The organism is Bradyrhizobium viridifuturi, assembly GCF_001238275.1.
GTDB classification, from domain to species: Bacteria; Pseudomonadota; Alphaproteobacteria; order Rhizobiales; family Xanthobacteraceae; genus Bradyrhizobium; species Bradyrhizobium viridifuturi.
In genome coordinates this window covers 1-23,337 of record NZ_LGTB01000017.1, presented here as the reverse complement: position 1 = coordinate 23,337, position 23,337 = coordinate 1, and the positions used below count along the sequence as shown (strand labels likewise).

15 protein-coding genes and 3 pseudogenes are annotated in these 23,337 nt (G+C 66.7%); 7 read left to right on the top strand and 11 right to left on the bottom strand.

Features of this window, described 5'->3' with window-relative positions; all coding sequences use genetic code 11:
• Nucleotides 1–158: 158 nt before the first annotated feature.
• The 4 genes and pseudogenes from ALC15_RS16910 to ALC15_RS16895 all read right to left on the bottom strand — a co-directional run bounded on the left by ALC15_RS16910 (nt 159) and on the right by ALC15_RS16895 (nt 5,984).
• A pseudogene (locus tag ALC15_RS16910) lies at nt 159–2,371 on the bottom strand (3-hydroxyacyl-CoA dehydrogenase NAD-binding domain-containing protein).
• Nucleotides 2,372–2,390: 19 nt separating this feature from the next.
• Entirely contained in the window at nt 2,391–3,599 is a 1,209-nt protein-coding gene (locus tag ALC15_RS16905) for an acetyl-CoA C-acetyltransferase (RefSeq protein ID WP_050628223.1), read from the bottom strand.
• Between the two features lie 73 nt (nt 3,600–3,672).
• Nucleotides 3,673–5,460, bottom strand: coding sequence for an acyl-CoA dehydrogenase C-terminal domain-containing protein (locus ALC15_RS16900; protein WP_050628222.1), 1,788 nt, complete (start codon nt 5,458–5,460; stop codon nt 3,673–3,675).
• A 107-nt stretch (nt 5,461–5,567) separates the two neighbouring features.
• Entirely contained in the window at nt 5,568–5,984 is a 417-nt protein-coding gene (locus ALC15_RS16895) for a nuclear transport factor 2 family protein (protein ID WP_050628221.1), read from the bottom strand.
• Between the two features lie 163 nt (nt 5,985–6,147).
• On the opposite strand from ALC15_RS16895, the gene ALC15_RS16890 reads away from it, so the two are divergent.
• The 5 genes and pseudogenes from ALC15_RS16890 to ALC15_RS16870 all read left to right on the top strand — a co-directional run bounded on the left by ALC15_RS16890 (nt 6,148) and on the right by ALC15_RS16870 (nt 13,621).
• Entirely contained in the window at nt 6,148–6,735 is a 588-nt protein-coding gene (locus ALC15_RS16890; protein WP_050628220.1) for a PadR family transcriptional regulator, read from the top strand.
• Nucleotides 6,736–7,011: 276 nt separating this feature from the next.
• Nucleotides 7,012–10,583: pseudogene (locus tag ALC15_RS16885) on the top strand (hypothetical protein).
• 115 nt (nt 10,584–10,698) lie between these two features.
• Nucleotides 10,699–11,544, top strand: a complete 846-nt coding sequence (locus ALC15_RS16880) for a COG3904 family protein (protein WP_050628219.1) — start codon at nt 10,699–10,701, stop codon at nt 11,542–11,544.
• Nucleotides 11,545–11,913: 369 nt separating this feature from the next.
• A complete protein-coding gene (locus ALC15_RS16875) occupies nt 11,914–12,843 on the top strand; it encodes a sulfite exporter TauE/SafE family protein (protein ID WP_050628218.1) in 930 nt (309 codons plus the stop codon).
• Nucleotides 12,840–13,621: pseudogene (locus ALC15_RS16870) on the top strand (TIGR02186 family protein). Before ALC15_RS16875 ends, ALC15_RS16870 begins: the two are co-directional and overlap by 4 nt.
• Here the strand turns inward: ALC15_RS16870 and ALC15_RS16865 are convergent.
• Complete coding sequence (locus ALC15_RS16865) at nt 13,618–14,928, bottom strand: aspartate aminotransferase family protein (protein ID WP_050628217.1); 1,311 nt, start codon at nt 14,926–14,928, stop codon at nt 13,618–13,620. The pseudogene ALC15_RS16870 and the gene ALC15_RS16865 sit on opposite strands and share 4 nt — an antisense overlap.
• Nucleotides 14,929–15,090: 162 nt before the next feature.
• On the opposite strand from ALC15_RS16865, the gene ALC15_RS16860 reads away from it, so the two are divergent.
• On the top strand, nt 15,091–15,567 hold the full coding sequence (locus tag ALC15_RS16860) for an Lrp/AsnC family transcriptional regulator (RefSeq protein WP_244486116.1): 477 nt from the start codon (nt 15,091–15,093) through the stop codon (nt 15,565–15,567).
• On the opposite strand, the gene ALC15_RS16855 is transcribed toward ALC15_RS16860, so the two are convergent.
• Genes ALC15_RS16855 through ALC15_RS16845 form a run of 3 tightly spaced genes read right to left on the bottom strand, consistent with a single transcriptional unit; the run spans nt 15,564 to nt 18,640 of the window.
• Nucleotides 15,564–16,895 (bottom strand): NRAMP family divalent metal transporter, encoded by a 1,332-nt coding sequence (locus ALC15_RS16855; RefSeq protein WP_050628215.1) that lies wholly within the window; start codon nt 16,893–16,895, stop codon nt 15,564–15,566. The genes ALC15_RS16860 and ALC15_RS16855 overlap by 4 nt on opposite strands.
• A 57-nt stretch (nt 16,896–16,952) precedes the next feature.
• Complete coding sequence (locus ALC15_RS16850) at nt 16,953–17,717, bottom strand: MBL fold metallo-hydrolase (protein WP_050628214.1); 765 nt, start codon at nt 17,715–17,717, stop codon at nt 16,953–16,955.
• Entirely contained in the window at nt 17,714–18,640 is a 927-nt protein-coding gene (locus ALC15_RS16845) for a DMT family transporter (protein WP_050628213.1), read from the bottom strand. Before ALC15_RS16845 ends, ALC15_RS16850 begins: the two co-directional genes overlap by 4 nt.
• Nucleotides 18,641–18,750: 110 nt before the next feature.
• Between ALC15_RS16845 and ALC15_RS16840 the strand changes: the two genes are divergently transcribed.
• Nucleotides 18,751–19,614, top strand: coding sequence for a LysR family transcriptional regulator (locus ALC15_RS16840; protein ID WP_050628318.1), 864 nt, complete (start codon nt 18,751–18,753; stop codon nt 19,612–19,614).
• Between the two features lie 215 nt (nt 19,615–19,829).
• Here ALC15_RS16840 and pdeM read toward each other — a convergent pair whose 3' ends face one another.
• The 3 genes from pdeM to ALC15_RS47915 all read right to left on the bottom strand — a co-directional run bounded on the left by pdeM (nt 19,830) and on the right by ALC15_RS47915 (nt 23,179).
• Nucleotides 19,830–20,501, bottom strand: a complete 672-nt coding sequence (pdeM, locus tag ALC15_RS16835; RefSeq protein ID WP_050628212.1) for a ligase-associated DNA damage response endonuclease PdeM — start codon at nt 20,499–20,501, stop codon at nt 19,830–19,832.
• A 63-nt stretch (nt 20,502–20,564) separates the two neighbouring features.
• Entirely contained in the window at nt 20,565–22,379 is a 1,815-nt protein-coding gene (locus tag ALC15_RS16830; protein WP_430649175.1) for a helicase-related protein, read from the bottom strand.
• Nucleotides 22,304–23,179 carry a DEAD/DEAH box helicase gene (locus ALC15_RS47915; protein WP_430649173.1) on the bottom strand — a complete coding sequence of 292 codons (876 nt, stop codon included), beginning with the start codon at nt 23,177–23,179 and terminating at the stop codon, nt 22,304–22,306. The genes ALC15_RS16830 and ALC15_RS47915 overlap by 76 nt, the downstream gene beginning before the upstream one ends.
• Between the last annotated feature and the right edge of the window lie 158 nt (nt 23,180–23,337).

Genomic DNA, 23,337 nt, shown 5'->3' with positions numbered 1-23,337 from the left:
TCGTCTTCGAACGACCAGCAAGAGTGATGCCAGCAGCATGGTGCCAGTGGGGAGCAAGCGTGGCGGGACTTTGACCGCCATGACCGACACGCAACAGGATCAAGTCGGATCGATGACCGGCTTGATCCTGTGCGAGTTGGTTCAGAATGTGACGGCGCTTACGCCGCCTGCTTCTTCGGCGGGAAGCGGCCGTAGAAGGTCTCGCCCTTGGCCGCCATCTCCTCGAGCAGCTTCGGCGGCGTGAAGCGCGAGCCGTATTTCTTCTCGAAGGCGTGGCAGAGCGCGACGAAATTCTTCGTGCCCATGAAGTCGATATAGGACAGCGCACCGCCGGTGAACGGCGCGAAGCCGAAGCCGAGGATCGAGCCGACGTCGGCTTCGCGCACGTCGGTGATGACGTGATCCTCGACGGTGCGCGCGGCTTCCACCGCCTGTACCACCAGGAAGCGCTGCTTCAATTCCTCGACGCTGAGCGTGTCGGGATCGAGCTGTTTTGGCTGCAGACCGGCGAGCCCCGGCCACAGGCTCTTCTGCCCCTTGCCCTTCTCGGGATAGTCGTAGAAGCCCTTGCCGTTCTTACGGCCGAAGCGGCCCTGCTTCTCGACCATCTCGACGATCAGCTTCTTCTGCGCCTGGTCGATCGCGTTGGGGCCGAGATCGGCCTCGGTCGCCTTGGTGATCTTGAGGCCGAGATCGAGTGCGACCTCGTCCTGCAGCGACAGCGGCCCGACCGGCATGCCGGCCATCTTGGCGGTGTTCTCGATCATCGCCGGCGGCACGCCTTCGAGCAGCATCTCGTTGCCCTCGGAGATGTAACGCATCACGCAGCGGTTGGCGAAGAAGCCGCGGCTGTCGTTCACCACGATCGGCGTCTTGCCGATCGCGCGGACATAGTCGAGCGCGGTCGCCAGCGCGACATCGCCGGTGTTCTTGCCGAGGATGATCTCGACCAGCATCATCTTCTCGACCGGCGAGAAGAAGTGGATGCCGATGAACTTGCCTTGGTCCTTGAACTCCTCGGCGAGCGAATTGATCGGCAGCGTCGAGGTGTTGGAGGCGAAGATCGCGTCCGGCTTCAGCAGCGGCTGCGCCTTGGCATAGGTGTCGGCCTTGACCTTGCGATCCTCGAACACCGCCTCGATGACGAGGTCGCAGTCCGCGATCACGTTGTAGTCCGCCGTTGCCGAGATCCGCGCCAGAATGGCATCGGCCGCCTCCTGCTTCATCCGGCCCTTCGCGATCAGGCCGTCGACCACGGTCTTGGCGTGGCCCTTGCCCTTGTCGGCGCTCTCCTGGTCGCGATCGACCAGCACGACGTCGATGCCGGCCTGCGCCGAGACATAGCCGACGCTGGCGCCCATGAAGCCGGCGCCGATCACCGCGAGCTTCTTGACCTTGGTCGGCGGCACGCCTGCCGGGCGGCGCGCGCCCTTGTTCAGTTCCTGCATCGACAGGAACAGCGAGCGGATCATCGCCGCCGCCTCCTTCGAGCGCAGCACCTTGGCGAAGTAGCGCGACTCGACCCGCAGCGCAGCGTCGATCGGCAACTGCAGGCCCTCATAGACGCAGCTCATGATGGCGCGCGCGGCCGGATAATTGTCGTAGGTCTCGCGGCGATAGATCGCGTTACCGGCCGGGAACATCTGCATGCCCATCTTGGAGAAGACGGGGCCGCCGGGCAGCTTGAAGCCCTTCTCGTCCCACGGCGCGACGGCCTTGCCGCCGCCCTTGATCCAGTCCTTGGCGGCCTTGATCAGATCGGCTGCGGGCACCACAGCGTGAATCAGGTTGAGCGCCTTCGCACGCGTGAGATTGACGGCCTCGCCCTTGAGCAGCAACTGCATCGCATCCGCCGGCTGCACGAGACGCGGCACGCGCTGGGTGCCGCCGGCGCCGGGGAACAGGCCGACCTTGATCTCGGGCAGGCCGAGCCGGGTCTCGGGTTCTCGGCCGCGACGCGGTAGTGGCAGGCCAGCGTGATCTCGAAGCCGCCGCCGAGCGCGAGCCCGTTGATCGCGGCGACCCACGGCTTGCCCGAGGTCTCGATCGCGCGGAACGACAGTGACATCTGGCGGCTCTGCTCGAACAGCATCTGGTTCGCGGCTTCCTCGCCCTTCTCCTTGAAGAGTTGCGCGTAGGCGCGGTTCATGCCCTCGAGCATCGAGAGGTCGGCGCCGGCGCAGAACGCCTCCTTCGCCGAGGTGATCACGACGCCCTTGATCGCGGCATCGCTGGTCGTCTGCTTGATGATCTCGCCGATCTCCTGGGTGGAGATTTCGTCGAACACGTTCATCGAACGGCCCGGGATGTCCCAGGTGACGAGCGCAATGCCGTCGACGTCGACGTCGAACTTGAAATTCTTGTAAGCCATGTTGCTCGCTCCCCTCGCCTCAGACGCGCTCGATGATGGTGGCGGTGCCCATGCCGCCGCCGATGCACAGCGTCACCAGCGCCGTCTCCTTGTTGGTGCGCTCGAGCTCGTCGAGCACGGTGCCGAGGATCATGGCGCCGGTCGCCCCGAGCGGATGGCCAAGCGCGATCGCGCCGCCATTGACGTTGATCTTGGCGTTGTCGATGTCGAACGCCTGGATGTAGCGCAGCACCACAGAGGCGAACGCCTCGTTGAGCTCGAACAGGTCGATATCCGACTTCTTCATGCCAGAGCGCTCGAACAGCTTTTCGGTGACGTCGACCGGGCCGGTTAGCATCATCGCGGGCTCCGAGCCGATATTGGCGAAGGCGCGGATTTTCGCGCGCGGCTTCAACCCTAGCTTCGCTCCTGCCTCCTTGCTGCCGAGCAGCACGGCACCGGCGCCGTCGACGATGCCGGAGGAATTGCCGGCGTGATGCACATAATTGACCTTCTCGACCTCGGGGTGCGACTGCACGGCCACCGCGTCAAAGCCGGCCATTGCCGCTACCGCCGCGAATGACGGCTGCAGCTGCGCCAGCGACTGCATCGTCGTAGTCGGACGCATATGCTCGTCCTTGGCGAGGATGGTCAGGCCGTTGATGTCCTTGACCGGCACCACCGACTTCTTGAAGCGGCCCTCGTCCCAGGCCTTGCCGGCGCGCTGCTGGCTCTGCACCGCATAGGCATCGACATCATCGCGCGAGAATCCGTATTTGGTTGCGATCAGATCTGCCGAGACGCCCTGCGGCATGAAATAGGCCGGCACCGCCATCGAGGGATCCATCGGCCAGGCGCCGCCAGCGGCGCCGAGGCCGACGCGACTCATCGATTCTGCGCCGCCGCCGATCACGAGCTGATGCTGACCGCTCATGATCTGCGCCGCGGCGAAGTTCACGGCGTCCAACCCGGAGGCGCAGAAACGGTTGATCTGCACGCCCGGCACCTTCTCACCGAGTCCGGCGTTCAGCGCGGCGAAACGCGGAATGTCGCCGCCCGCCTCGCCGACCGGATCGACGATGCCGAGCACGACGTCGTCGACACTGTCCTCGGCAAGGTTGTTGCGCTCCTTCAGCGCCTTCAGCGGCACCGTGGCGAGCGCCAGCGCGGTGACCTCGTGCAGCGCGCCATCGGCCTTGCCGCGGCCGCGCGGAGTACGAACGTGATCGTAGATGTATGCCTCAGGCATGACGCCCTCCTTGATATGAGGATCATAATATATACGGAAGGAAGCGCCGCCGCATGGGTGCGGCGGCAATTATTCAGAACGCTTCCGCGGCCAATTCCATCGTGGTGGCGCTGCCGGTCTGGATCCGGGCCAAATGCACCGCGGTCTCCGGCAGCAGCCGCTCCATGAAGAAGCGGCCGGTCACGAGCTTGGTGTTGAGATAGGGCGTCGTGCCGGCGGCGGCCTTGTCCTGCGCCACCTTGGCCATCTTCGCCCACATGTAGCCGAGCGCGACGAGGCCGAACAATTTCATGTAATCGGTTGCGGCGGCGCCGGCATTGTCGGGCTTGGTCAGCGCGTTCTGCATCAGCCAGCCGGTGGCCTGCTGCAGATGGCCGAGCGCGGTGGAGAGCGGGGTGATGAACGGCTTCATTGCTTCGTCGGCGCCATGCTCCTTGGCGAAGGCGCCGACCTCGCCGAAGAACGCCATCGCGGCGCGGCCGCCGTCGCGCGGCAGCTTGCGACCGACCAGGTCGAGCGCCTGGATGCCGTTGGCACCCTCATAGATCATCGCGATGCGGGCATCGCGCACGAACTGCTCCATGCCGTGCTCGGCGATGTAGCCGTGGCCGCCGAACATCTGCTGCGCCGAGACCGTGTTGGCGAACCCGGTGTCGGTCAGGACCCCCTTCAGCACCGGCGTCATCAGGCCCATGTGATCGTCGGCGGCCTGACGGTCCTTCGGGTCGTTGGAGCGGTGGGCGACGTCGCTCTTCAGCGCGGTCCACACCACCATGGCGCGCGCGGCCTCGTTGAAGGCGCGGATGGTGAGCAGCGTGCGGCGCACGTCGGGATGCACGATGATCGGATCGGCCGGCTTGTCGGCCTCCTTGACGCCGGTCAGCGAACGACCCTGCAGACGTTCGCGCGCGTAGGCGACCGCGTTCTGATAGGCGACCTCCGACTGCGCCAGGCCCTGCACGGCGACGCCGAGGCGAGCCTCGTTCATCATCACGAACATGCCCTGCATGCCCTTGTTCTCTTCGCCGATCAGCCAGCCGGTGGCGTTGTCGTAGTTCATCACACAGGTGGAATTGCCGTGGATGCCCATCTTGTGCTCGATCGAGCCGCAGGTGACGCCGTTGCGCGAACCCAACGAGCCGTCGCTGTTGACCAGCACCTTGGGAACGACGAACAGCGAGACGCCCTTGATGCCGGCCGGCGCGCCTTCGATACGCGCCAGCACCAGATGGATGATGTTGTCGGCAAGGTCATGCTCGCCGGCGGAGATGAAGATCTTGGTGCCCGTGATCTTGAAGCTGCCGTCCGGCTGACGCACGGCCTTGGTGCGGAGCAGGCCGAGGTCGGTACCGCATTGCGGCTCGGTCAGGTTCATGGTGCCGGTCCACTCGCCCGCGACCATCTTCGGCACATAGGTCTTCTTCTGCTCGGGCGTGCCGTGCACCAGCAGCGCCGCGGTCGCGCCCATGGTCAGGCCGCCATACATCGAGAACGCCATGTTGGCGGAGATCTGGAATTCGTTGACCGCCTGCGAGAGCGTCACCGGCAGGCCCTGGCCGCCGAATTCGGTCGGCGCCGAGAGGCCGAGCCAGCCGCCCTCGGCGACCTGCTTGTAGGCGTCCTTGAAGCCCTTCGGCGTGGTGACGCTGCCGTCGTCATTGCGCCTGCAGCCTTCGAGATCGCCGACGCGATTGAGCGGTTGCAACACCTCTTCGCTGAGCTTGGCGGCCTCGCCGAGGATCGCTTCGCGCACATCGGCGGACGCATCGGTGAAGCCGGGAAGATTGCCGTAGCGGTCGATCTGGAAAACGTCATTGAGCAGGAAGCTGACGTCTTCGACGGGGGCTTTGTAGGTCGGCATGCTGATCTCCCGGCTGGCTCGCGGTCGCACACGCGACCGATGCTGCGCAGCTTTTCCTTGGGTTGTTGCAGCGGACCTTATCCGGTTCGGAAGGTCCGCGGCAGGTGCTAGCGAGACTGTGATTGCGACGTTGCGCCGCTCTGCTTCATCAACTCCTCGCCCATCATCCGATGCAGCAGGTTGATCGCCTTGAGCGGACGCACCATCACCTTGAAATGCGTGATCCGGCCGTCAGCGTCGAACGTGATGATGTCGACGCCGTTGAGCTTGATGCCGTCGATCTCGTTCTCGAATTCGAGCACCGCGCCGGTGTCACTCTTCCATTCGCCGAGATACTTGAAGGTCGGGCCACCGAGCACCTTGGCGGCGCTGGTGAGATATTTGAAGGTGATGTCGCGGCCGCGCTGCGGCGTGTGCACGACCGGACTTTCGAACACCGCGTCGGGATGCAGCAGATCCCACAAAACGGCGGTGTCGTGGGACTTCATGTAGGCGTACCACTTGTCGAGGCCCGGCTTGCTCATTCGGACGTCTCCTGCGGCGGGGTTGTAAGAAGCCTGAACATCGGCCGCGCGCGACAAGACGGCACGCCGATCACCATATGCATATTGACGCATATGCACAGTAACGCATAAAGTCAAGCGAACTTCAGAATGATGAACTCGGGAACTCAGATGGAGGTGGGCGTTGGCACTCGGTGACGCAATCCTCGCCTGCCTCACGGAACGTCCGATGACGGGCTATGAGCTCGCCAAGACGTTCGACGCCTCGATCGGCTTCTTCTGGAAGGCCGACCATCAGCAGATCTACCGGGAGCTCTCCCGGTTGCGCGACAAGGGCCATGTCCAGGGCCGCGAGGTGGTGCAATCCGGCAAGCCCAACAAGCTGGTCTACACGCTGACGGCCGAGGGCCGCGCGGCACTGAAGCACTGGGCGGCGCGGCCGAGCGTCCCGCCTTCGATCAAGGACGATCTCCTGGTCCGGCTCTACGCGCTCGACTGCGTCGACATCGAGCCGCTGCGCACCGACCTGATGGCGCGGCTGGAACATCATCGCGACCGCTATGAGCGCTACGAGCGCCTGCTCAACAAGCGCTTCCCCGACGGCACCGCGCCTGCGGCCGATGTCGGCAAGATGCTCAGTCTGCGGCTCGGGATGCGCCACGAGCACGTCGTGGTGGAGTGGTGCGAGGAGGCGCTCGATGCGCTGTCGGCAATGTCAGGCCGCGGCAGCGTTACGCCGCTCGACGACGGCAAGCGCGAAAGCAACGGCTAGCAACAAACGTCGTCCCGGCTTGCCGTATTCGTCATGCACGGCTGAATCCGCTCTGCCGGAAAACGATAGGCCTGTCCTGATCCGGCGCAACAGGTTCCGGGAATCCCTAACTTTAAGGCCCGCCGACTGCATTCCTTAACCCGTTATTTACCGTGACGGGAAAAAGTCAGCAGCTGAAGCAGACGACCAGCGCAGAATTCGATTGTCTCTTAACGGGAATGCGCGGGGAGGCTGCGGGCGCAGAGTATGGCGCCGGAGTCGGGACCGGACGGAATCATGAATTCGCGCGTATCGTGGAGTGTTGACGGCATCGATCCCTCCGTCCGCGACAGGGCCGAAGCGGCTGCGCGTCGCGCCGGGATGTCGCTGAACGACTGGCTCAATTCCACCGTCGGTGAGCCGAGCCCGCCGGATTGGCGCACGGAGCAGCGGCAGCCGATGCCGAGCCGGGAAAGCCGCGAAGTCGCCGACATCCATCAGCGGCTCGACGCGATCACCCGCCAGATCGAGCAGATTGCAAAACCGATGACGCGCGCCGAAGCCGTGCGCGCCGAAGTGCCGCGCGGCCAGCCCGCGGTGGCACGGCAGCTGAACGATGCGATCTCGCGTCTCGATGCGCGGCTGTCGCAGATCTCGCGGCCGCAGCCGACGCGCGAACCGCAGCCGCAGCCGATGCGTGAAGCCCAGATGCAGCGGGAGCCACAGATCAACGACCGGCAACTGGAGGAGAGGCTGCGCCAGGCGGAAGCGGTCGAGCGCGCCGCAGCCCAGGTCTACCGCCCCTCGCCGCCGCTGAGCCCGGCGCGTTCGATTCCGCGATCGCGGAAATCGCTGCGCGCCAGAACGAGCTCGACGGCCCCGCGCCCCGGCAGATGCCACAGCGCAGCGCGCCGCCGACGCAGCAGCCGGCACCGCCGATGGCCGCCTACGCGCCGCCGCCGGCAGCGCCCGCCGGCCCGGACTTCTCCTCGCTCGAGCGTCATCTGCTCAAGATCACGAGCCAGATCGAGGCGCTGCAGCGGCCCGACCATATCGAGCAGTCGATCGCGTCGTTCCGCGGCGAGCTCGCGGAAATCCGCCAGGCGATCACCGAGGCGATGCCGCGCCGGGCGATCGAGTCGATCGAGAACGAGATCCGCTCGCTGCATCACCGGATCGACGAGATCCGTCACGACAGCAACAACGGCCAGGACCAGGCGATTGCCGGCATCGAACGCGCGCTGTCGGAGATCCGCGAGGCGCTGCGCACGCTCACGCCCGCCGAGCAGCTCACCGGCTACGACGAGGCGATCCGCAATCTCGGCGCCAAGCTCGACATGATCCTGCGCGCCAACGACGATCCGTCGACGGTGCATCAGCTCGAGAGCGCGATCGCGGCGCTGCGCGCCATCGTCTCCAATGTCGCCTCCAACGACGCGCTGCTGCAGCTCTCCGGGGACGTGCATGCGCTGGCGGCGAAGGTCGACCAGCTGTCGCAGATGTCGCGCGGGGATTCCTACGGCGACGCCTTCGCCGGGATCGAGCAGCGCATTGCGGCACTGGCCTCGTCGCTGGAAGGCCGCGAGCGGCCGGCCGCCTATGACAACACCGATGCGATCGAGGGCGCCCTGCGCTCGCTGTCGGAGCGGATCGACCGCCTGCAGGTCGGCAACGACAGCTCGTCGGCATTCACCCACCTCGAACAGCGCGTCTCCTATCTGCTCGAGCGCCTGGAGTCCGCCGACCAGCGCTCCGGCAATCTCGGCCGGGTCGAGGAAGGGCTGCATGACATCATGCGGCACCTCGAGGCGCAGCACGCCCATATCGCCTCGCTCGCCGACGCCACCCGCAACAGCGTCAGCAGCTCGGCGCCGCAACCGATGATGGACAGCGGTATCGTCGATCTGGTGAAGCGCGAGCTGTCCGACATCCGCTTCAGCCAGTCGGAGACCGATCGCCGCACCCAGGATTCGCTGGAAACCGTACACAACACGCTCGGCCATGTCGTCGACCGGCTGGCGATGATCGAGAACGATCTGCGCACGGTGCGCACCGCGCCGCCGCCGGCTCCGCCTGCCCCTGCGCCGGCCGAACTGCGGATGGACGCACCGCGGATGGAGATGCCGCGCGCGGCGATGCCGCAACCGGTCGCGCAGCCCCAACCTGAATCGTACAGGGCTGAATCGTACAAGCCTGATTCATACCGGCCCGAATTGCCCAATCCTGCGCAGGCGCAGGAGCACTTCATGTCCGCGCCGCGCGAATTCCATGCCGCGCAGCCGGTCGAGAGCGCACCGCCGCCGCTGCCGCCGCGCGCGATCAGCGAGATCCTCGAGCCGCATGCGGCGTCCGCACGCGCTGCGCTCGCACCGGAACTGCCGCCGGATCATCCGCTCGAGCCGGGCACGCGCCCGTCGGGCCGGGCGTCGTCGCCGTCGGAGCGGATTGCGGATTCCGAGCGCGCGATCTCCGATCTGCCCGCGGGCAAGAAGGAGCCGGTCTCGACATCGAGCTTCATCGCCGCCGCGCGCCGCGCCGCGCAGGCCGCCGCCGCGCAACCGGTCAACGACAAGGCGGCGCGCGCAGCGAGCAAGGCCGCCGCCAAGGCCAAGGAGAAGGCCGACAAGGCCGCGAAGGCTGCCGCCGCCAAGGCCGGCGTCAAGGCCGGCGCGCCGGCGGCTGCCGCAACCGAAGCCCAGCCGTCGACCATCACCTCCAAGATCCGCTCGCTGCTGGTCGGCGCGAGCGTGGTCGTGATCCTGCTCTCCACCGCCAAGATGGCGATGAACCTGCTCGACACCAGCTCCGCGCCGCAGGCGCCTGCGATCGAGCAGCGCGAGCCGGCCGCACCCGCCATGCAGCCGCCCGTCGAAAATCCTGTGACCCCGGCACCGGCTGCGCCATCCGGCGTGCCCGGGCCGTCGATGACCTCGCCGACCCCGCTCGGCCGTCAGTCCAACAACACCGCGGCGCCGAACACGCTCGACAGCGCGCAGGTGACGATTCCTCAGGTGGCCCCTGCACCGGCCGCCGCGCCGGAGCCCGCCGCGGCGCCACCGGTTGCCGCCGCCAGCGATATCACCGGCACGATTCCGACCGCTCCGCCGCTCGGCGGCAAGCTCGCCACGATCCAGATTCCGGCGGGCGAGAAGCTGCCCGAGGCGATCGGCGGTCCGGCGCTGCGCACCGCCGCGATCAAGGGCGATGCGGCCGCGGCCTACGAGGTCGGCATCCGCTATGCCGAAGGCAAGGGCGTGCCCGCCAATGTCGACGAAGCCGCCAAATGGTACAGCCGCGCGGCGCAGGCCGGCGTGGTGCCGGCGATGTTCCGGCTCGGCACCTTCTACGAGAAGGGTCTCAGCGTGAAACGCGACTTCGACGTGGCCCGGCGCTATTACGTGCAGGCCGCCGAGCGCGGCAACGCCAAGGCGATGCATAACCTCGCCGTGCTCGACGCCGATGGCGGCGGCAAGGGCGCCGACTACAAGAGCGCCGCGCAATGGTTCCGCAAGGCGGCCGATCGCGGCGTTGCCGACAGCCAGGTCAACCTCGGCATCCTCTATGCCCGCGGCATCGGGGTCGAACAGAACCTCGCCGAGTCCTTCAAATGGTTCAGCCTCGCCGCCGCACAGGGCGACGCCGACGCCGGCCACAAGCGCGATGATATCGCCAAGCGGCTCGACCCGCAGTCGCTCGCCGCCGCGAAGCTTGCGATCCAGACCTTTACCCCCGAACCGCAGCCGAGCGATGCGGTCAATGTGCCGGCCCCGGCCGGCGGCTGGGACGGCGCCCCCGCGCAGCCCGCGGCGGCGAAGTCCGTCAAGCCACCGTCGAAGCGGACCGCGGCGCTGGCGGCTCCTGCTCACTAAAACGAGAATGGCAGCGGCGCCTCGACGGCACCGCTGTCCTATCCCTCCCGCCTTCCGCCGTGTAGACAGGCGCGCAGTCCCGCCCCAGCGGCGTGTGCGTTCCGGAGGATCAGGTTTGTCTGTCGACGATCGTCAGGATGATGGCACCGGCCACCGTTCGTCGCCGACCGGTCCCCGCGTCGCGCCGCCGCGCCAGACGCCGTCGCCGTTTGCCGCGCGCCCGAGCGCTCCACCGCCGCCTCCGCCGCGGCAAGGAAACGTGGCCCCGCCGCGCGGTACCTTCCGCTTCTCGCTCCCCTCCATCATCATCTTCGTGCTGCTGCTGTCGAGCGTCGCCATTCAGGCTTACCGCGACCTGTCGCGGCCGGGCGCCTGGGACTTCTGGCGCGAGACCTACATCGCCGCGAGCATGACCTCGGCGGTGATATCAGACATCGACATCGACGGGTCGGGCCGCGGCCGGCGCGCGCTCGCGATCAGCGGCAAGATCGGCTCGGCCAGCGCGAGCTGGTTCCGCGACCGGCTGAGCGAGGCCCGTCTCGCGCCAGGTGATGCCGTGCTGCTGTCGTCACCGGGTGGCGCGCTGAATCAGGCCGCCATCATGGGCGAGGTCATCCGCACGCACGGGCTGGTCACCGCCGTCGCGACGGCCGATGCTTCGGGCAAGCTCCGCCCCGCAGCCTGCGCCAGCGCCTGCGTCCTGGTCTATGCCGGCGGTGCGACCCGCTATGGCGTCGCGGGCTCGCGGCTCGGCGTGCACCGCTTCACGACCAGCGCACCGGTCAGCGATCCGCTCGCCGAGGCGCAACGCATCCAGGGCATGGTGCTCGGCTACATGACCAAGATGGGCGTCTCTTCTGGGATCGTGGAGGCGATGTCGCAGACCTCGGATATCCGCTGGTTGAGTGCGAAGGAAGCGCTCGCGCTCAACCTGATCACCAGGCCCGTCGACCAGCCCTGAGGCATGATCCGGACCCGAAGGGCCGCGTTAGCGCAAAGTGCGGAGCGGCTTTCCCTCGCGACCAACGCGGAACGCGTTTGCGCGGAGATCATGCTCAAACAAGCCGGCTTCGCTGTCGTTAATCTGAATTATCAACCACGTCCGCAGCCGAGCGGCTACGTGCGGCGAAAAATGCCACCCGGAGCGGAAACTTTAGTCCCTCCCCCCGCCAAATTCGGTTATGCAAGAATGCGGCAATCGACCCGCGTTCGCCTGCTCCTTGCGCGCCGACCGGATTCGTTCAGCCGGAGAATGCCCGACCCGAACGACATCACGCCGTGATGCGGCCTTGCGCCCCAGCATGCGGCGAACCGACAAGAAGCGACGCGCGTGCAGCTCTACCTCCCGATCGCCGACATTCCGGTCAATGTCTTCCTCATCCTGGCGATGGGCGCAGCGGTTGGATTCGTCTCCGGCATGTTCGGGATCGGCGGCGGCTTCCTGATGACGCCGCTCTTGATCTTCGTCGGCATCGCGCCAGCGGTCGCAGTCGCCTCGGTCGCCAGCCACATCGCGGCTTCCTCGTTCTCCGGCGCGATCTCCTACTGGCGCAGGCGCGCAATCGACCCGCTGCTGGCGGCGGTGCTGCTGGTCGGCGGCACGCTCGGCACCGCGCTCGGGGTGTGGACCTTCACCTTCCTGCGCTCGCTCGGCCAGCTCGATCTGATGATCGCGCTGTCCTACGTCATCCTGCTGACAACGGTCGGCGGGCTGATGTTCTGGGAGGGCCTGCGCGCGATGCTGCGTGCCCGCCGCGGCGGAACGGTCACGCTGCGCAAGCCCGGCAGCCACGGCTGGATCCACGGCCTGCCGCTGAAGCTGCGCTTCAAGCGCTCCAAGATCTACCTCTCGGTCATCCCGGTCGTCGTGACCGGGCTCGTGATCGGCTTCATCGGCGCTGTCATGGGTATCGGCGGCGGCTTCATCCTGGTGCCGCTGATGATCTACGTGCTGCGGGTGCCGACCTCGACCGTGATCGGCACCTCGATGGTGCTCACCCTCGTCACCATGGTGTTCGCCACCATGCTGCACGCGGTGACCAACCATCTGGTCGACGCCGTGCTGGCGCTGATCCTGATGATCGGCGGCGTCACCGGCGCGCAGTTCGGCGCCCGCGCCGGCCAGAAGATCCGCGGCGAGCATCTGCGCCTCTTGCTCGGCCTGCTGGTGCTCGCGGTCGGCATCCGCTTCGCGGTTGAGCTCGTGATCCGGCCGCAGGACCTCTACAGCATTCGCGAAACCGGCGGAGCCCCGCCATGAGGCTGCGCGCGCTGCTTGTCATCGCCGGCCTCGCCGCCGCCAGCCTGGCGGCCTCGCCCGCCTGTGCCGAGCGGCTGATCGTGTCGGTCTCCAACCACCGCGTCACGGTGACGCCGAATTATTCCGGCGGCGAGCTGGTGCTGTTCGGCTCGGTCGAGAAGGACGACAAGACGCCGCCCAATCGCAGCAATTACGATCTCGTCGTCACGGTGGCCGGCCCGCGCGCCGACATGGTGACGCGGCGCAAGGAGCGCAAATTCGGGATCTGGATCAACACCGATTCGCGCCAGTTCATCCAGGTGCCGGGCTATCTCGCGCTGTTCTCCAATCGGCCGTTCGACCAGATCGCCGCACCGGAGGTGCAGCGGCGGCAGCAGCTCGGGCTCAACAACGTGCTGCTGATGCAGCGGGTCGGCCCTGACTTTGCCGACGTGGTGCCGAACGATCCGTTCCGCAGCGCCTTCGTCCGGCTGCGCTCCGAGCACGGCCTGTACCGCGAGGCGACCTCGGCGGTGACGTTCCTGACCCCGACCCTGTTCCGCACCGGCATTCCGCTGCCGGCGGAGGTGCCGATCGCACCTACAATGTCGAGATCAAGCTGTTCAGTGACGGCGCGCTGGTGACCAAGACCGAGACCGCCTTCGAGATCGTCAAGGTCGGCTTCGAGCAGTTCGTCGCCACCACCGCGCGGCATAACGGCCTGGTCTATGGCCTCGTCACCGCGTTCATGGCGCTGATGACGGGCTGGATGGCCTCAATCGTGTTCCGAAAGGATTAGCCATCCTTTCCGTGCAACGCGCTTTCGAACGCGTCGCCTAGGATCGAGACGCCGAGATCGATCTCGTCATCGCTGATCGTGAGCGGCGGCGCGATGCGGAACACACTGCCCATGCCTGGCAACTGCACGATGTTGGTGCTCAGTCCGAGCTCCAGACAGCGCTGCGACACAAGCGTTCCGAGCGCTTCGTCAGGCTCCTTCTTGAAGCGGTCGCGCACGATCTCGATGCCCTGCATCAGTCCCCTGCCGCGCACGTCACCGATGCATTCGAACCGGTTCTGAAGCGCGAGCAGCCCGTCCCGCAGCCGCGCGCCCGCGATGGCGGCACGCTCGACCAGTCGGTCGCGCAGGATGATCTCGATGACCTTCAGCCCGACCGCGGCCGGCATCGGATCCGACACATGTGTCGTGTAGAACAGGAAGCCGCGCTCGTGACAGCGCTCCTCGATCTCGGCCGACGTGATGACCGCGGCCAGAGGCAGGCCGGCGCCGAGCGTCTTCGACAGGGTCAGGATATCGGGCACGACGCCGTCGCGCTCGAAGGCGAACATGGCGCCGGTACGCCCAAGGCCGGTCTGCGCCTCGTCGACGATCAACAGCATGCCGCGCGCGCGGCACAGCTCCTTCAGCGCGGCGAGATAGCCCTCCGGCAGGTCGATCAGCCCGCCGGAGCTGAGGATCGGCTCGGCGATCATGCAGGCGAGCGAGCCGGTCGACTGGCGATCGACGAGATCGAAGGCGTAAGCCAGTTCGGCCCGCCAGTCGGCCGCATTGCCGAAACGCGGCCGATAGGGGTTCGGCGTCGGGATCGCGAGCGCGCCGACCGGCGCGGGACCATAGCCCTTGCGGCCGGCTGAATAGGTCGCCCCCGCCGCGCCTGACGTCATGCCATGCCAGGACTGCGCGAACGCGACGGTTTCGAAGCCACCGGTGAAGAGCTTCGCCATCTTGATCGCCGCCTCGTTCGACTCAGCCCCCGTGCTCAGCAGCATGACGCGATCGAGCCCCGGCGGCAGCAGGTCCGCGAGTTTCTCGGCCAGCGACACGACCGGACGGCTCAGCATGCCGCTGAACAGATGGTCGAGCCGCTCGGCGTGCGCGCTGATGGTCTGGACGATCTCGGGGTGACCGTGACCAAGCACGGCGCTCATCTGCCCGGAGGTGAAATCCAGGATCGCGCGGCCGCCGGCGTCATGGACGAAGGATCCGGAGGCGCGCTCGATGATGACGGGCGTGAACGTCCCGCCGTACCGGATCAGGTGACGGCGCGCGCGATCCCAGAATGATTTGTCGTCATTTCCAGCCATACCCATGCCCTTTGCCGCTCAGTCGCCGTGATCAAGGCTATTGCAGCGCATCTTATGCGCGCGCTGCCGCAATGAGCTTGCGATTTGAGATGCATTTCATCCCAGTCTCTGCAATCAATTGCGCAAAACGCGCCAAATGCGAAAGAAATGGGAACTACGATCGTGATCGACGAGATTGACCGGAAGATCCTCGACGTGCTGCAGGTCGAGGGGCGCATCACAAATCTCGAACTGGCCGAACGGATCGGCCTCTCGTCTGCCCCATGCATGAGGCGGGTCCGGACCCTCGAAGAGGCCGGCGTCATCAATTCCTATGTGGCGCTGGTGGACCCGGCGCGGGTCGGGCTCGGGTTCGACGTCATCGTCGAAGTTCGCCTCAAGCAACAGAACCGGGAATCCTTCGCGCGCTTCGAGAAGAAGGTGATCGACCTTCCGGAGGTCGTCGAATGCTGCATGATTGCCGGCGACTGGGATTACTCGCTGCGGGTCGTGTCCTCCGACCTCGCCCGCTATCAATCGTTCATCCTCGACCGCCTGATGCATCCGGACAGCGACATTGCGAGCTACCGCACGACTATCATCCTGCGGAAGGTCAAATCGACGACCAAGATCGATAGCTCGCTGTTCCGCGGGGACTAGAGGAGAAACCCGATCCCCATCGCGATCACGCTGAGCGCCATCGCAGCCGTGGAGAGCCAGCCGAGCCCATACAGCCACCCGCCGATCGCGAAGCGGCCCATCACCTCGGTGTGGCGGGCCATCAGCATCAGCAGCACCATCACGGGCACGGCAAGCACGCCGTTGACGACCGCGCTCCAGTACAGCGCCGAGATCGGATCGATCGGGGTGAAGTTGAGCGCGATGCCGATGCCGCCCGACAGCGCCAGCACCGAATAGAACGCGATCGCCTCCCTCGGCTTGCGCGTCAGTCCGACCGGCCATCGCCGGCCCTCGCCGACCGCGTAGGCCGTCGCGCCCGCAAGCACCGGGATCGCCAACAGGCCGGTGCCGACGATGCCGAGCGCGAAGATCACCTCAGCGAACGGCCCGGCGATCGGGCGCAACGCCTCGGCGGCCTGCGCCGAGGTCTGGATGTCGGTCTTGCCGGCGGCATGCAGCGCGGCTGCGGCGGTGACGATGATCGACAGCGCGATCAAATTGGAAAACGCCATGCCGGTGATGGTGTCGGCCCGGATGCGCGAGAATTCGCGCTGCGCGCCGTAGTGCCGTTCGATCAGCGGATGCTTGCTGGCATCGACCCGCTGTTCATCGGCCTCCTGCGAGGCCTGCCAGAAGAACAGATAGGGCGAGATCGTGGTGCCGAGGATCGCGACGATGGTCGTGAAATAATCCGCGCTCCACGTCAGGCGCGGAACGAGCACGCCGGCCAGCGCCTGCGTCCATGACACCTTGGCGAAGGCAAGCGCCGCGACATAGGCGAACAGGCTGAGCGTCAGCCATTTCAGGACGGCCACGTAGCGCCGGTAGTTCATGAAGATCTGGGCGGCGACCGAAGCCACGCCGAACAGCACCACATAGAGGATCGCAGGACCGCCGATCAGGAGCTTGGTCGCGTCCGCCATCGCCGACAGGTCGGCGGCGATGTTGACGGTGTTGGCAACGAACAACAGCATCACCACGGCCGCGAGCAGCCAGCCCGGATAGTGTTTGCATACGTTGCCTGCGATGCCGTGCCCGGTGACGCGGCCGACCCGCGCCGAGATCTCCTGGATCGCGGTCATCAGCGGGAAGGTCAGCAGCATGGTCCAGCCGATGCCGTAGCCGAGTTGCGCGCCGGCCTGGCTGTAGGTGCCGATACCCGATGGATCGTCGTCGGAGGCTCCGGTGATCAGGCCGGGGCCGAGCGTCTCCAGGACGCGACTGACGCTGAACGGCCGGCGCCGAGGCTTCGCCGTCGGCGCCGTGTCATGCTTGTCGTGTGGCGAGATCGTCCCTTGGCGCGTCATGTCCGGTTCCAGCCGTCTGACAACGAGCCGGATACGCCGGGGTTCCTGCAATGAAACCTAGCTCTCGATGACGGTGGCGACCCCGGGCTCGAGGATGCGCAGACGGCGGCCGAAGCCGAGCGTATCGAAGCTCGCGCGCAGGTCGCCCGCGTTCTGCCGGAAATGCGCCCAGCCGTCGGTATGGACCGGCACGATTACCGCGTCGGCAAAGGCGCGCGCGGTCTCGATCGCGTCGTTGGTGTCCATCGTGAGATGGAACGGGCCACGGGTCTGCGCTGCACCGGCGAACGGCAGCACCACGCCGCAGTCGAAGCGCCGCGCGACCTCGGCGACGCCGTCGAACCAAGTGGTGTCGCCGCTGACATAGACCGGACGGCCCGGCTTCGGCCGCTCCACCACGAAGCCGATCACGTCGCCGGACAAGGGCTCGATGCCCGCGGGCCCGTGCCGCGCCGGCGTCGCGGTGATGGCAAGCGTCCGCCCGCCTTTCTTCAGTGTCGTCGAGGCCCAGGGCGCAAATCCCTCGGTGTTGCCACCGAGCCGCTTGGCGCCGGCCTCCGTCGTCAGCACGCGCCTCGCGTCCTTGAGAAAATCCCGGCCGGAATGGTCGAGATTGTCGGAATGCTGGTCGTGGCTCAACAGCACCGCATCGATCTCGCCGACGTCGCGCACGCCGAGCGCGGGGCCCGTCAGCTTCTCCAGCTTCACATGCGGCAGTTGATAGTCGCCGGGCGCATCGAAGGTCGGATCGGTGAGCAGGCGGAACCCGTCGATCTCGATCAGGGCGGTCGGGCCCCCGATCAGGGTGATGGTGATGCTCACGTTCCACTCCTCTTGGGCGATGCCGCGGCGGGGCGCGTCACCAGATAAATGCCGAGAGCGACCGGAACGATCCCGAGCAGGTCGCGAAATTCGACATGCTCGCCGAGCACGAGATAGGCGAACAGCATGCCGAGCGGCGGCATCAGGAAGTGATAGGCGCTCGCAGCGGTCGCGCCACACACTTTCAGGAGATGAAACCAGAGCAGATAAGCGAGGATCGAGCCGCCGAGCACGAGGAAGGCGAAGGCGCCTGCGAGTCGCATGCTCGGCACGATGTCGCTGACGCTGGAGAGCGTGAAAGCGAACGGCATCACCGCAAGGCCACCGGCGATGTTCTGGATGCCGTTGCCGATCCACAGGCTACCCTTCGGCGCCAGCAGCTTGAACAGGACGGTGCCGGCGACGATCGAGGCCAGCGAAGCCAGCGTGAACAGGATGCCATGCGGGCTGTCCGTGCCGACCTTGATGCGATGCCAGACGATGAAGGCGACGCCGACGATGCCGAGCACGAGACCGATCACCTTGCGCAAGGTCATGCTTTCGCCGAGGAACATCGCGGCCAGCATCGCGGTGAAGACCGGATTGGCCGAGACGATCAGCGCGCCGAGCCCGGCGGAGACCGTCTTTAGTCCGGTATAGCCGAGGCCGAGATAGAGCGCGTTGTTGGCGACGCCGATTACGGCGAACACGGCGACATCGCGCCAGCTGAGATCCCATTGGTCCCGTCGCAGCCAGGAGATGCCGAGGATCAGAACGCCGGCGAGCGAGAATCGCGCGGCGAGCAAGATCAGCGGCGGACAATCGGTGACGCCGATCTTGCCGGCGACGAAAGCATAGCTCCAGAGCAGGCAGAACAGCGCGATCAGCAGCGGCAGGGTGTTGAAGCGGGCGCGGGGGGCGGCGATTGACGTTGCGGCGGACATGGCGATTTTTCCTGGCGGGTTCTCCATCGCCCATGATCTAGGCCCGCGCCTTGTCATTTGGAAATTAAATGATAGACTGCCATCCAGTGGATTTATAAATGGAGGCTGCGATGCTCGATCTGGAGCTGTTGCGCAGTTTCGTCTCGGTGGTCGATGCCGGCGGCTTCACCCGCGCCGGCGAGCGCGTTCACCGCACGCAATCGACGGTCAGCCAGCAGATCAAGCGCCTGGAGGAGGATGTCGGCCAGCCGCTGCTGATCCGCAGCGGCAAGGACGTCACCCCGACGGAAGCCGGCGATCAGCTGCTGACCTATGCACGGCGGCTGCTGGCGCTGGCCGAGGAGGCACGCGACGTGGTGTCGCGTCCGGGCAGCGAAGGCGCGATCCGGATCGGCATCACCGAGGATTTTGCCGCCTATCGGTTGACGCGATTGCTCGCGACCTTCTCGCGCAGCCATCCGAATCTGCGCCTCGATGTGCGCTCCGGCCAGAGCCTTTACCTGTACCGCGATCTCGAGCGCGGCGATCTCGATCTCGCGCTGATCAAGCGCGCCGCCAGCGAGAGGGGCGGCATCGCGGTGTGGCCGGAACGCGTGCACTGGGTGACGAGCAAGAGCCATCCGCGCGACACCACCGTCGGCTCGGTGCCGCTGATCGGCTTCGGCTCGGGCTGCCTCTACCGCGCCCACGCCATCCATGCGCTGGAGAGCGCCGGCCGCAACTGGCACATGGCCTACACCTCCTCCAGCCTCGCCGGCATCCAGGCTGCGGTCGCGGCGGGCCTCGGCTTGAGCATTCTTTCGGAAATGTCGATCCAGGCCGAGCATCGCGTGCTGACCGCGAAGGACGGCTTTGCGCCGATCGAGCGGACCGAAGTCGCCCTCGTCGCCGCCCCCGAGGCGAGGCCCGCGACATTGCGGCTGGCGGACCGGCTCGCCGAGTATTGCGAGAGCGTGCAGGCGAAGGCGGCGTAGCGAAGGTCGGGCCGCAATTGCGGTGTCGTCCCTGCGAAAGCAGGGGACCCATAACCACAGGGCGCGGTGAGAGGGCAGGCTGGACCCGCAGCCTTCTTCAACAGCAAGACCCTGTGGTTATGGGTCCCGGGTCGCGCTGCGCTTGCCCGGGACCACGCTGAGTATGTGGTGCGATGTACGAATGACGGCAGGCCCGAGCGGGCCGGTCGCGACCGTCAATAACACCGCGACGCAGCGAACGCATGGACGCGGTTGTCGCCGAGCACGTGGGCCATGAAGCCGCGCGACCCGAATATCCGGACGAACGCGGCGTCGCGGACACTGAGGCCGCCGGTGTAGGCGCCGAACGCCGGCATCACCGCGCGCTCGCCGTCACTGGCAAAACAGCGCCGCTCGATCGAGCGGCCGCGGGTCGGCACCCGCGCCTTGGGATGCAGGTGCCCGGCGATCTCACCGCTCGCGCCGGTCGGCTCGTGGCGGAACACGATCGGGCCGATCGCAACTTCGGTCGCGACCACGCCGCCGAGACTGGACGGCAGCGCCGGATCGTGGTTGCCCGCGATCCAGATCCAGTTGCGCCGCATTTGCAGCGCCGCGAGCGCCGCACGATCCGGTTCCGACAGGCGCGCATGCGCGTCGCGATCGTGGAAGCTGTCGCCGAGCGCGACCACCTGCCGCGGATCGTGCCGCGCGATCACGGCGGCAAGCCGGCTCAGCGTCGCCACCGTGTCGTAAGGCGGCAGCAGCACGCCGCGGGCGGCAAAGCTCGAGCCTTTTTCCAGGTGCAGGTCGGACACCACGAGCAGGCGCTGCTCTTCCCAGAAGAGTGCGCCGGAAAAATCCGCCACGAAGCCGACATCCGCCACCGTGACCCTCGAAACGCGCATGTCGTCACCGTCTCGCAAAGCTAGCGCGCTTGCCGTCACGTCCTGTTCCCCAAGGTACCAGCGTTATGTCATAGCCTCCCGCACGAGTTCCTCGGCCGCCTCGGCCAGAAGCTCGTCGGATGCTTCGCCATAAACTGACTCGCGGCCGATTTCCAGCAGCGCGGGGACGGCAAGCGGGGAAACGTGGTCGAGATCCTTGTGGGTGATCCGGCCGTGGATGCGCGACAGCATGTCGCTGAGACGGCGGAGATCGAGCAGCCCGGTGGCGGCATCGCTGCGCGCGGCGCGCAGCAGCACGTGGTCGGCCTGGTGCTTGCGCAGCACATCATAGATCAGATCAGTCGAGAACAACACCTGGCGGCGCGACTTCTCCTCGTCGGTGAAGCGGCGCGCGATCAGGCCGGAGATGATGGCGCAGTTGCGGAAGGTGCGCTTCATCAGCGCGGATTCCGCAAGCCACGCTTCGAGGTCGTCGCCGAGCATGTCGGGATCGAACAGCGCGTTGAGATCGAGCTTGCCGTGCCGGATCATGAAGGAGAGATCGCCGACGCCCCAGACCGCGAGCGCGTATTCGTTTGCGACGAAGCCGAGCGGACGGGCGCGGGCGCGCTCCAGCCTGCGCGTCAGCAGCATGCCGAGCGTCTGGTGCGCGAGCCGTCCCTCGAAGGGATAGCAGACTAGGTAATGGCTGCCGCCGCGCGGAAAGGTCTCGACCAGGAGCTCGCGCACCGCCGGCACGCGGGAGAACTTTCGCTGCAGTGACAGCCAGTCGTGCACCTGGTCCGGCAGCGCGTTCCAGGCGCGGCTGTTGTCGAGCAGCTTGCGGACGCGCTCAGCGAGATAGGTCGAGAGCGGGAACTTGCCACCCATATAGGACGGCACTTTTGCATCCTTGTCGTTGGCGCGGGAGACGTAGATCTGGTCTTCAACCAAGGCCTCATAGCGCACCACCTCACCGCCAAAGACAAACGTATCGCCGGGCACGAGGCCCTCGATGAACACCTCCTCGATCTCGCCGAGCATCCGGCCGCCGCGCGCGATCGCGCCGGTTGATCCGTGACCGCCGGCGCGCGAGCGCACCAGCCGCACCTTCAGCATGGTCTCCTCGACGATGGTGCCGACATTGAGGCGGTAGCTCTGCCGCACCTTGGGATTGGTGACGCGCCAGCGGCCCTGCTTGTCCTGCTTGATGCGCGCGAAGCGCTCATAGGTCTTCAGCGCATAGCCGCCGGTGGCGACGAAATCGACCACGTCGTCGAAATCGGTGCGTGACAGCGCTGCATAGGGCGCCGCGGTCCTGACCTCATCGTAGAGCTCGTCCGACAGGAACGGCTTGCCGCAGGCGCAACCCAGCACGTGCTGGGCCAGCACATCGAGCGCGCCCGAGCGCAGCGGCGGCGTATCCTGCGCATTCTCGGCGATCGCATCGATCGCGACACGGCATTCCAGCACTTCGAACCGGTTGGCCGGCACCAGGACGGCGCGCGAAGCCTCATCGAAGCGGTGGTTGGCGCGGCCGATCCGCTGCATCAGCCGCGACGATCCCTTGGGCGCGCCGATATTGATGACGAGGTCGACATCGCCCCAGTCGACGCCGAGGTCGAGCGAGGAGGTGCAGACCACGCCGCGCAGCCGGCCCGCGGCCATCGCGTCCTCGACCTTACGGCGCTGCGCGACGTCGAGCGAGCCGTGATGCAGCGCGATCGCGAGCCCGTCGTCGTTCATCCGCCACAGATCCTGGAACAGCATCTCGGCCTGGCTGCGGGTGTTGACGAACACCAGCGTGGTCTTGTTGCGCTTGATCAACTCATAGACCTCGGGCAACGCGTGGCGGGCACTGTGGCCGGACCACGGCAGCCGTTCGCGCGTATCGAGCATCTCGACCACCGGCGGCGCGGCGCCGCCGGCGGTGACGACGTCGGCGGATGCGTTCTCGCCGCCCGGCTGCGGCACCAGGAAGCGCGCCAGTTGCTCCGGCTCGGCCACCGTCGCCGAGAGGCCGATGCGCGCGCCTGTGGCGCGATGGTCCAGAGCCGCGCCAGCCCGAGCGACAGCAGATCGCCGCGCTTCGAGGTGACCAGCGCATGCAGCTCGTCGAGCACGATGCGCTTCAGCGAGGAGAACAGGAACGGCGCGTCGTCGGAGGACAGCAACAGCGCCAGTTGTTCCGGCGTCGTCAGCAGGATGTCCGGCGGATAGCGACGCTGCCGTTGCCGCCGCGACACCGGCGTGTCGCCGGTGCGGGTCTCGATCCGGATCGGCAGCCCCATCTCGGCGACCGGCGTCTCCAGATTGCGCGCGATGTCGACGGCGAGCGCCTTGAGCGGCGAGATGTAGAGCGTGTGGAGGCCGCTGCTGCGGCGGACCGAGCGGCCGGTGGAGACGACTTTTGGCCTTGAATCGACTTCGACAGCTCCTTCGCTCGTCTGCCGCTGCGACTTGATCCCACCCGGCTCGTTCGCCAACTCCACCAGCGTCGGCAAGAACCCGGCCAGCGTCTTGCCCGCACCCGTGGGCGCGATCAGCAGCGCGGAACGCTCCTCGCGCGCTTTTTCCAGCAACGCGAGCTGATGCTCGCGCGGCGACCAGCCGCGTGAGGCGAACCAGTCGCGAAACCGGCGCGGCAAGAGATCGGCCGTTTCCGACGGCGGGACGGAAAAGAGATCGAGCGTCGACACGCCCAAGAGGTAGGTGGTTCAGGCGGTTTCGTCGAGGGCGGGACGGAAATGGCGGCAGGTGGCAGGAAGTCACTTCACCTCGCCCCGCTTGCGGGGAGAGGTCGATCGCATCGGCAGATGCGATCCGGGTGAGGGGGCACAGGGTCTCACGGCACACA